5 protein-coding genes are annotated in these 6323 nt (G+C 65.7%); 2 read left to right on the forward strand and 3 right to left on the reverse strand.

What is annotated here, in order from left to right; genetic code table 11:
• Window positions 1-481 (forward strand): substrate-binding domain-containing protein (locus EOA22_RS38845; RefSeq protein WP_245478631.1); only part of this gene is annotated, 481 nt, incomplete at its 5' end.
• A gap of 184 nt (window positions 482-665) precedes the next feature.
• Here the strand turns inward: EOA22_RS38845 and EOA22_RS13100 are convergent.
• From EOA22_RS13100 to EOA22_RS13110, 3 genes are all read right to left on the reverse strand, one after another.
• Complete coding sequence (locus EOA22_RS13100; protein WP_013530988.1) at window positions 666-980, reverse strand: hypothetical protein; 315 nt, start codon at window positions 978-980, stop codon at window positions 666-668.
• 119 nt (window positions 981-1099) lie between these two features.
• Window positions 1100-2653, reverse strand: a complete 1554-nt coding sequence (locus tag EOA22_RS13105) for a trimethylamine methyltransferase family protein (protein WP_063168293.1) — start codon at window positions 2651-2653, stop codon at window positions 1100-1102.
• A 12-nt stretch (window positions 2654-2665) separates the two neighbouring features.
• A complete protein-coding gene (locus EOA22_RS13110) occupies window positions 2666-5077 on the reverse strand; it encodes an FAD-dependent oxidoreductase (RefSeq protein ID WP_127390009.1) in 2412 nt (803 codons plus the stop codon).
• A 245-nt stretch (window positions 5078-5322) separates the two neighbouring features.
• Between EOA22_RS13110 and EOA22_RS13115 the strand changes: the two genes are divergently transcribed.
• On the forward strand, window positions 5323-6323 hold a 1001-nt coding region (locus EOA22_RS13115; protein WP_127390010.1), incomplete at its 3' end, for an esterase-like activity of phytase family protein.

Below are 6323 nucleotides of genomic sequence, written 5' to 3' on the forward strand. Positions count from 1 at the left end.
CGCCCACCGCCGCATCGCCGCCGTCCGCCCGTCGCTCGACCTTAATTTCGGCTATCTGTTTTTGGTCGGCTATCGCAAGGCCTTGCGGCGGCACGGCATCGAGGTAGACCCCGAGCTGATCGCGTCCGGCTTCATCAACGAGGCCGGCGGCTACGGGGTGACGCCGCAGGTGATGCGCTCCAAGGCTCCGCCGACCGCCATCATCTTCAACAATGACGCGATGGCGCTGGGCGGCTGCAAGGCGCTGGCAGAGATGGGTATCAGGCCGGGTCACGACATGGCAGTGACCGTCATCGTCGACACGCCGCTCTGCCGCTATTTCTCGCCAGCCCTGACCGCCTTCCGCCCGGCGCTGGAGCCGATGGGACAACGGCTCGCGGAAATGCTGCTGGCGTCGCTTCCCGCCTTCGCCGGCCCGGAGGGGCCGCGGATCATCCGCGAGGTCTGGCCGCTGGAACTGGTCGCGCGCGACAGCGATTAATCGCAGCAGCAGGACCTGGCGAATTTGTCAAACGCTGAGCCAGGGTGTGTTGAGATTCAGGTCAGGCCGAGCCGAAAATGATGGCTTTTGAGAACCGGAGCGGAGCGGACATTCGGGTCCGTGAGCACCGGAAGCGCAGAAAGCCGTCGTTTGCAGGCCGGCCTCACCTGAATATCGACATACCCTAGTCCACCTTCTTCTCGCCCCGCTCCCCGGCCTTGACGATGTCGCCCGTGGTGAACAGGATTTCCTTCAGTTCCGCGCGCCAGTCCTTCTTCTGGCGCAGCAGGAATTCGAGATCCATGCCGAAATGCTTGAACTCCTCGCCCTGCGCGTTCTTCATGATGGCGCGCGCCTGCGGGTCCTTCTCCACCGACATGCGCTGTTCGTACCAGCTGATCGCTTCCGCCTCCTCGATCAGCGAGGTGATCATGCGGGCAAAGGTCCGCACCTCCTGCGACAGTTCTTCAGGCGGTTCGTGATACTGGTCGAAACCCATGTCGTCCTCCCCTCAAACAGCACACCGGTGCGCAGTGCACCGGCCGCAGCCTTGAATGCGCGGGAGGCGCTATAGGTTCCGGATCACGCCACAACCAGGGCGATCAGCGGGAGCCAGCCTCAAGACACCGGCGCTGCTCCGCCCTCTGCCGTGCGCCGCGCGATGAACTCGTCCAGCACGCCTGATGTGGCGACGGCCGAGGTCGGCGGCGCGAAATCGGCAAGCACCCGCCTCCAGACGCCGGTGGCGCGCTCGCTCGCCGTCTTCGAGCCGCTTTGCGTCCAGTTGCCGAAATTCGACCAGTCGGCCACCAGCGGTTCATAGAAGGCGGTGCGATAGCGCGCCATGGTGTGGCCGGCCGAGAAGAAATGCCCGCCCGGCTGCACCTCGGCGATAGCTTCGAAACCAATCGTGTCGGTGTCGCCGGGCGTCGCAGCACAAAGTTCAGCCACCGTCTGCAGCGCCTCGATGTCGGTGATCAGTTTCTCGAAGGAGACACTGAGGCCGCCCTCCAGCCAGCCGGCAGCATGGATGCACATCGTCGCCCCGGCCAGCACCGAGCCCCACAGCGCGAACTGCGTCTCGTGCGCGGCCTGTGCGTCGGAGATGTTGGCCGCACTGCCGCCGCCGGACCGCCAAGGCAGCCCGGTGAAGCGCGCCAGTTGGCCGGCGCCCAGCGTCGCCTTGACGTGCTCGGGCGTGCCGAAGGCGGGCGCGCCGGATTTCATGTCGACATTGGAGGAGAACGAGCCGTAGACGACCGGCGCACCCGGCCTCACGATCTGCGCCAGCGTCAGCCCGGCCAGCGCTTCGGCATGCTGCAGCGTCAGCGCGCCGGCGACCGTTATCGGCGCCATGGCGCCCGCCAGGCAGAACGGCGTGATGACGGAGACCTGCCCCGCGCGAGCGAAATCGATGATGCCTTGCGCCATCGGAATGTCGAGCTGACGCGGCGAGTTGGTGTTGATGACGGTGTAGCAATGCGCGCTTGCCAGAAACTCCTCTTCCGACAAGCCGCGCGCCAGCCGCAGCATCTCGAACCCGTCCTCGACTTGCGGCGTTCCGCGCGCGAAGACGAACGGGAGCTTGTCCGACAGCGTCAACTGCGCGCGGTTGACGGCATAGTGCCGAAAGCGGTTGTCGACATCCTGCGGTTCGATGCAGGGCCCCAGCATATGCAGCACATCGAAATGCTGCACCAGCCGCATCAGATCCTCGAAATCCGCCAGTGTTCCCGGCCGCCGGCCGCGCTCGAGATCGGTGACGTTCGGCGCCCCGCACCCGGCCAGGAAGGTCATCGAGCCGAGCTCCAGCGTCAGATCGCGGGCGCGCGAACCGGCGTAAGCGTGGATCGACTTCGGCGCCGAGGCGAGTGCCGCCGTCACCATGTCACGGCCGATGCGCACCATGTCGGTGTCTGGATCGACCAGGGCGCCGGCATTGGCAAAATGCTCACGCGCTTGCGGCAGCAGCACCTTGATGCCGAGCTCTTCCAGCACCCGCAGCGCCGTGTCGTGGATCGAAGCCGCCTGGTCGTCCGAAAAGATCGGCTGCGGCAGGAACGGGTTCTTCAGCGAATGGTAATTGGGACGGCGGCTGCTTTCGCTACCGGCCTCGCCCGTGCGTCCACGCCGGCGCTCGCGCCTGCCGTCCCGTGCCGCGTCATCGACCATCGGAAATCCTCCTCATTGCCGCATTGCCTTGCCCAGGGGATCGTAGGGCGAGGCCGCGACGACACGCGCCGGCCGTTCCTCACCCACGACATGCACGGAGAGCGCGGTGCCCTCGCCCGCGAAATCGCGGTCGACCAGAGCCAGCGCCAGGCTCTTGCCGACCGTATAGCCATAGCCGCCCGAGGTGACGAAGCCGACGCGTCGGCCCTGATGCCAGACAGGCTCAAAACCGCTGGCATCGGCGTCGAGCGCATCGATTTCCAGCGTCACCAGGCATTGGCCGCTGCCGGCCTCCCGCTGTTTCAACGCTGCTTCGCGGCCGATGAAGTCGCTCTTGCCGAAAGCGATGAAGCGGTCGAGACCGGTCTGGCCCGGCGTATAGCCTTGCGTGAATTCACGCGACCAGATGCCAAAGCTCTTCTCCAGCCGCAGCGCATTGAGCGCATAGTAGCCGATTTCAGCAAGGCCCAGATCCTCGCCCGCAGCCAGCAGCGTGTCGCGCAACGTGGCGTGCATGGTCACGGGGCAACTGATTTCGAAGCCGAGTTCGCCCGCGATCGACAGCCGCGCCACACGTGCCTGCACCATACCGATGTCGAATGCGCCACAGGCCATGAACGGCAATGCTGCGCCGGAAACATCCTGATGCGTCGTGCGCTCCAGAATCTCCCGCGCATTCGGCCCCGTGAGCAGGAAGCCGCTCATCGTGTCGGAGAGGTCGGCGATGGTGACGCCCTCCGCCGCATGGCTCTCGAACCAGCGCATATGGAATTCCCGGAGATAGTAGGAGCCCATCAGCCAATAAGAGCCGCCGCCCCAGTTGAAGACGGTGAGGTCGCCCTTCAGCCGTCCGTCATGGCCGAGCATCGGCGCCAGGCCGGCCCGCCCCGCCTTCGGCAATCGGCAGGCGAGCAGCCGGTCGAGCCACGCCTCCGCACCCAGCCCCGACACCGCATAGCGCGCATAGGCCGAGATATCGACGAGGCCGGCGGCGCGCCGCACCTGCAGCGCCTCCTCGCCGACGATGTCGAAGGCGTTGGAGCGCCGCAGCGTCGTGCTCTCGGCAAATCCCATCGGCGCGAAATAGGCCGGGATTTCCAGCCCCCAGGAAGCCGTCCATTCGCATCCCGCCGCGCTCATGCCGTCATAGGCGCCGGGGCGTTTCAGCGGCCGGCCGGCGGGCAGCCGTTCATTGGGAAAGGTCATGACGAACCGGCGCGAATAGAACTGGCGCGTCGTCTGCCTGAGATATTCGCGGTTGGCGGCGAAGGCACCGTAGCGAGCGATATCCATGCCGAAGATGTCGGCCTGCGGTTCGCCGAAAATCATCCATTCGGCCAGCGACTTGCCGACGCCGCCGCCCTGGCTGAAACCGGCCATGACGCCGCAGGCGACCCAGTAGTTCTTCAGGCCGCGCACCGGCCCGACAATCGGATTGCCGTCCGGCGTGAAGGTGAAGGCGCCGTTGACCCATTTGCGGATACCGGCCGTCGCCAGGCAAGGGAAGCGCTCATGCGCCTTGGCGAGTTCCGGGCTGATGCGGTCGATGTCTTCCGGGATCAGCTCTATGCCGTAATCCCACGGCGCTCCGTCCATGTTCCAGTGCTTTGGGTTCTGCTCATAGACGCCAAGCAGCACACCCTTGCGCTCCTGCCGCAGGTATGAAAAGCCGTCGAGATCGACGGCGATGCCGATTTCCCTGTCAAGTGCTGCGATCTCCGGAATGTCATCGGTGATGAAATAGTGGTGCTCCATCGGCGTCACCGGCAGGTCGACGCCGGCCATGCGGCCGAGCTGCTTCGCCCACAGCCCGCCGGCATTGACGACATGCTCGGCGATGATGGTGCCCTGCTCGGTGATGACGTCCCAGCGCCCGTCGGCACGTGCTTTCAGCTCGACGACCCGGTTGCGCAAGATGATGTCGGCGCCGCGATTCTTCGCAGCACCCGCATAGGCATGCGTGGTACCGTACGGGTCGAGATGGCCTTCGTTGGAATCATGCAGGCCGCCAAGAACACCGTTGACGTCGACGATCGGGCAGATCGCCTTGATCTCGTCGGGCGTGACCAGGCGCGCGGTCTCGATGCCGACCGACTGGAACACGGCCCAGGCTGATTTCAGCCACTCCCAGCGCGCGGGATCGCTGGCGATGTTGACGCCGCCCGTCATGTGCAGGCCGATATCCCAGCCGGATTCGGCCTCGATCTCCCGGTAGAGATTGATGGTGTAGTCCTGCAGCGCCGCCACGTTGGGATCGGCGTTGAGCGCATGGAAGCCTGCCGCCGCGTGCCAGGTCGAACCGGCCGTCAGTTCTGCGCGCTCGATCAGCGCCACATCGCTCCAGCCGAACCGCGTCAGGTGATAGAGCACCGAGGCTCCGACCACGCCACCTCCGATGACGACTGCGCGGTAGTGCGACTTCAAGGCTTCCCCTCCACGGTTGGTCCGAAGACTGGAGTATATATCCACTGGACATAAGTGTCCAGTGCCGGCGCGCGCGCATCGTTTTTCGTCGACCGCCGGCATGCACTGCGCGCTGTCACGCAAGCATCATGTTCGCGCCGTAGACCGCGTTTCGGGGAGGCTTGCGCAACATCATCGATGTCGTACCTCTTTCAGTTTTTCGTCCCCCGGCCGCTCCGGCACATCCGTCACAAAGAGGATTATCCATGAAGCACCTGTATCGACCCGCGTCGCTTGGCGTCGCGCTGGCCTTGTTCACCGCCTTGGCGCCGGCGCTCGCCGACAGCACCGCGACCGTCGGCGGCCTCGTCAACAAGGGGCTGGTCGGCGTCGGCCGCATCCCGGCCGCTCAGCGCGACAAGTTCGGCGAGACCTTCGGCTCGGGTTCCGGCATGGCGATCGACGCATCAGGCTGGACGCATGACACCGCCGGCTACAGGGGTTCGCTCTGGCTGTTGCCGGACCGTGGCTACAATGTCGTCGGCACCACCAACTACCGGCCGCGCCTCAACACGATCGCCATCGAATTTGCTCCGGTCGCACCGGGCGCGGCACCTGCTGCCGGCCAGGAGCAGACGGGCGTCAAGGCAACGCTCGCCGACACCATGCTTCTCACCGACGACAAGGGGGCTGATGCCACAGGCCTCGACCCACTCAACGGCGTGCGCGCGGCAAGCGGCGACATGCCGATCCTGCCGCAAGCCGACAATGGCAAGCTGGCGCTCGACAACGAGGCGATCGTGCGGCTGCCCGATGGTTCGATGTTCATCTCCGACGAATACGGCCCGAACATCTATCGGTTTTCCGCCGACGGGCATCTGCTGTCGGCAACCCAGCCACCGGCCGCCTTCGTGCCGATGCGCCACGGCACGCCGAACTTCGCCTCGGACAATCCGGGACCCGGTGCCGCCGAGCCCGATCCGAAGGACCCCGAGACCGGCCGCCAGAACAACCAGGGCCTGGAGGGAATGGCGATGACGCCGGACGGCAAGTTCCTGATCGCGGTGCTGCAATCGGCGCCCCGGCAGGATGGCGGCGATTCGCCCGCGACGCGCCAGAACACGCGTGCGCTGGTCTATGACGCGTCCGACCTCGCCCACCTCAAACTGGCGCATGAGTATGTCGTGCCGTTGCCGGTGTTCAAGGATGCCAAGGGCAAGACCAAGATCGCCGCGCAGAGCGAGATCGTGGCGCTCGCCGACAAGAC

The organism is Mesorhizobium sp. M7A.F.Ca.US.014.04.1.1, from assembly GCF_003998745.1.
Classification (GTDB): Bacteria; Pseudomonadota; Alphaproteobacteria; order Rhizobiales; family Rhizobiaceae; genus Mesorhizobium; species Mesorhizobium ciceri.

Excerpts from the sequence above, each read along its gene's own strand:
- EOA22_RS13100 (WP_013530988.1), bottom strand. The coding sequence starts at position 980 with ATGGGTTTCGACCAGTATCACGAACCGCCTGAAGAACTGTCGCAGGAG.
- EOA22_RS13105 (WP_063168293.1), bottom strand. The coding sequence starts at position 2,653 with ATGGTCGATGACGCGGCACGGGACGGCAGGCGCGAGCGCCGGCGTGGA.